The 3,083-nt window shown below is 73.0% G+C and carries 3 protein-coding genes; all 3 read right to left on the bottom strand.

Translation table 11 applies throughout. The annotated features are described in order from the left end of the window. The coding region (locus tag L2I40_RS21205; RefSeq protein WP_237217189.1) for a septal ring lytic transglycosylase RlpA family protein at positions 1 to 559 on the bottom strand (559 nt) is incomplete at its 3' end. An 8-nt stretch (positions 560 to 567) separates the two neighbouring features. Beyond that, positions 568 to 1,533, bottom strand: coding sequence for a lytic murein transglycosylase (locus L2I40_RS21200; RefSeq protein ID WP_237217188.1), 966 nt, complete (start codon positions 1,531 to 1,533; stop codon positions 568 to 570). Positions 1,534 to 1,626: 93 nt separating this feature from the next. Then, on the bottom strand, positions 1,627 to 3,083 hold a 1,457-nt coding region (locus L2I40_RS21195; protein ID WP_237217187.1), incomplete at its 5' end, for a DcaP family trimeric outer membrane transporter.

Raw genomic sequence — 3,083 nt, 5'->3', positions numbered from 1 at the left:
CCCGCGCCGCCTGGGTCGCGCCGGAGGGTGGGGCAAGATCCTCGCGCCCGATCGCGGCGAGCGGCGCGGCGGCGATCTCGATCCGCGGTGCCTCGGGGTTCGGCAGGCCGGCCGCCAGCGCGCGGCTCGCCTCGGCGACCACGGCGATGCGGACCTGCGCGACCCCGCCGGGCCTCAGGCCGATCAGCTCCGCCGCGCGGCGCGAGAGTTCCACCACGCGCCCGCTGTTCGCCGGGCCGCGGTCGTTCACGCGGACATCGAGTTCGAGCCCGGTCTCGAGGTTCGTGACGCGCAGCACCGCCGGCATCTGCAGTGTGCGGTGCGCGGCCATGAGCTGCGCGGGATCGTGGATCTCGCCATTCGCCGTCCGCCGCCCGGCCCAGCTGTCGGCGGCGACGACGGCAAGGCCCGTCTCCACCAGCCCGAAATCCTCGCGCGGATAGAACCAGACGCCGCCCATCTGGTAGGGCGCGCCCACAAGGTAGCGCGGCTGCGGCTGCGGCTGCGCGCAGGCGCCGAGGGCGAGCAGCGCGGCGAGCGCCGCGGCGTGGCGGGACATGGCGCGGATCAGGCCACCCGGTCCGACAGCATCCCGACGACGAGCGCGTAGAAGTTCGACGGGTTGTAGCGCCGTATGACGTTGAAGTTCGGATAGACCGCGAAGGCCTGGCCGCGCGGTCCCCCCGGCAGCAGGATCGCCGCCTCCAGGTCGAGGGCGGGCAGCGGCTGGCCGTCCGGGCGCCGCACGCCCATCCGCACCCATTCGCGCAGCGGCCGCGTATTCTCCCGCCGCGCCTGCTCCGGGTCGAAACCGGCCGGCAGCGCCACCTCGCGGCCCCACAGCTCCTCCTCCCGCCAGCCGGAGCGGGCGAGATAGTTGCCGATCGAGCCGAGCGCGTCGGGGATGCTGCCCCAGATGTCGCGCCGCCCGTCCCCGTTCATGTCGACGGCGAGGCGGTCGAAGTTGGACGGCATGAACTGCGGGTGGCCCATCGCGCCGGCCCAGGAGCCGCGCATGCGTTCCGGCGTCACGTGCCCTGCGTCGAGGATCCGCAGCGCCGCCATCAGTTCGTTGCGGAAATAGGCGCTGCGGCGCCCATCCCAGGCGAGGGTCGCGAGGCTCTCGACGACGTTGAAGTTGCCGGTGAAGCCGCCGTAGTTGGTCTCGAGCCCCCAGATCGCGACGACGACGCGCGGGCTGACGCGGAAGCGCGCCTGCACGGCCTCCAGCGTCGCGCGGTTGTCGGCGAAGGCGCGGCGGCCGCCGTCGATCCGGCTCTGCGACAGGCGCGCGTCGCGGTACTGCTCCCAGGTCTGGGTGAATTCCGGCTGGCGGCGGTCGAGTTCCAGCACGCGCTCGCTCGGGCGGATGCCCGACAGGGCGCGCTGGATCGTCGGGTTGGAGATCCCGTTGCGCCGCGCCTCGGCGCGCACGCCATCCAGGAAGGCCTCGAAGCTCTGGGTCGCGCCATGCGCGCCGGTCGCGACGGCGGCAAGCGCGGTGGAGAGGACGAGGCGACGCGTCAGGGCCATGGCGGGGTGGATGCCACAGGCGGCGCGCCGCCTGCAACGCGTCCGCGAGGGTCCGCCGCCGCGGGCGCGGGGAACGGCCCGCCGCGTCGCGCCTCAGAACCGCACGAGGCCGAAGGCGACGAGCCGGTTGGCGATGCCATGGCCGACCCCGCCCGGCGCCGTCGCGGCCGCGCCGTTCTCGAGGTCGCGCCGGCTGAAGACGTACTCGACCCCCAGGTCCAGCCAGCCGAAGGGCTGGCGCTGCGTGGGCCGGTCCGCGAAGGGGCTCCAGACCAGGTTGGCGATGACCTGCTGCATCTCGCGGTTCAGCGACAGCGCGCCGGCGGAGCCACGGGTGAAGGCGTCGGCGCTGTCGGGGAAGTCCTGGCGGGCGTAGGAATACGCGAGCGTGCTGCGCAGCGTGTCGGTCCAGAACCGCCGATAGCCGATGGTGCCGCCGTAGGTCGGGACGGCGTCGAGGCTGTAGCTGAGCAGCGACGGGATCCCGAAATTCGTCACCGCCCCCTGGCCGAAGCCGTTGCCCGCGAAATAGCGCCCGATGCCCTCGCCGACATAGCCCATGATGGTGAACTCGTCCCGGCCGAGTGCCGGGAACAGCCTGCCCGCCGGCAGCCGCAGATGTCCGGCGAGGCCCCAGCCGAGGGTCGAATCGGATCCACCCGGCTGCAGGGTCGTGTTGTCCGTGTCGAGGTTGATGCGTCGCACCAGGCCGCGCAGCACGGCCTCGGTGCCGCCGTCGCGGTAGGTGAGCCGAGCGAGGAGGTCGGGCGTCTGGTCGAAGACCGGGCTCGCGCCGCCGTCGAACCGCCCGGGCCCGAAGGCCGGCCCGCGGATTGTCGTGACGTCGCCATAAGGCGCTTCGAGCGAGGCAGCGAGCGTCCAGTTGTCGTTGAAGCGATGCGTGGCGCGGATCTGCGCCTGGCGGATGAAGGATTGGTTGAGGTTCGTGGCGTCGTGGAAGGCCTCGATCACGCCCTCGTTCCAGAGGCTGTTCGCCTGGCCGATGAGGTAGCTCCAGCTGTCGCGCGTCAGCTCCGCGAAGGCGAGGCGCAGCCGGAACGCGAGATCGCCGCCCGGCGCGATCTCGCCGCGGAAATCCGCCTCGATCGTGGTGTCGAGGCGGCCCCAGGCCGTCTCGGTCCTGGTGTCGAGGCCGATCCGCGAGCCGCGCGCGGTGAAGTCGCCGCCGCCCGTCTGCCCATCGGCCGGGCTGGCGGTCAGCGGAATGGTCTGCACGGCTGCCGCGTCGGTCTGGTTGCGGGCGTTGAAGTCCGCATAGCCCGTCATGCGCACGAAGCCGTAGAGCCGCACGGTGGTGTCGCTGTTCGGGACGCGCAACGCGAGACCGTCGAGGCTCCCACGCAACGCCTCGTCCACCTCGGCGCGCACCACATCGGGCGAGCGGGAGGGTGGCGGAGGCGGCGGCTCCGCGCTCAGTCTCGGGACGTCCGGCGAGGTGTCGGGCCGCGACGCCAAGGTGGCGCCGCGCGCAGGCGGCGCCGCGGGGCGTGGCGGCGGCGGGGATGAGACCGGAAGAGCACGTGTCTTAA

It is taken from the genome of Falsiroseomonas oryziterrae (assembly GCF_021864505.1).
GTDB lineage: Bacteria > Pseudomonadota > Alphaproteobacteria > Acetobacterales > Acetobacteraceae > Falsiroseomonas > Falsiroseomonas oryziterrae.
Note: the sequence above shows the minus strand (reverse complement) of the source record. Positions and strands in the feature narration are given on the sequence as shown.

Excerpts from the sequence above, each read along its gene's own strand:
- L2I40_RS21200 (WP_237217188.1), bottom strand. The coding sequence starts at position 1,533 with ATGGCCCTGACGCGTCGCCTCGTCCTCTCCACCGCGCTTGCCGCCGTC.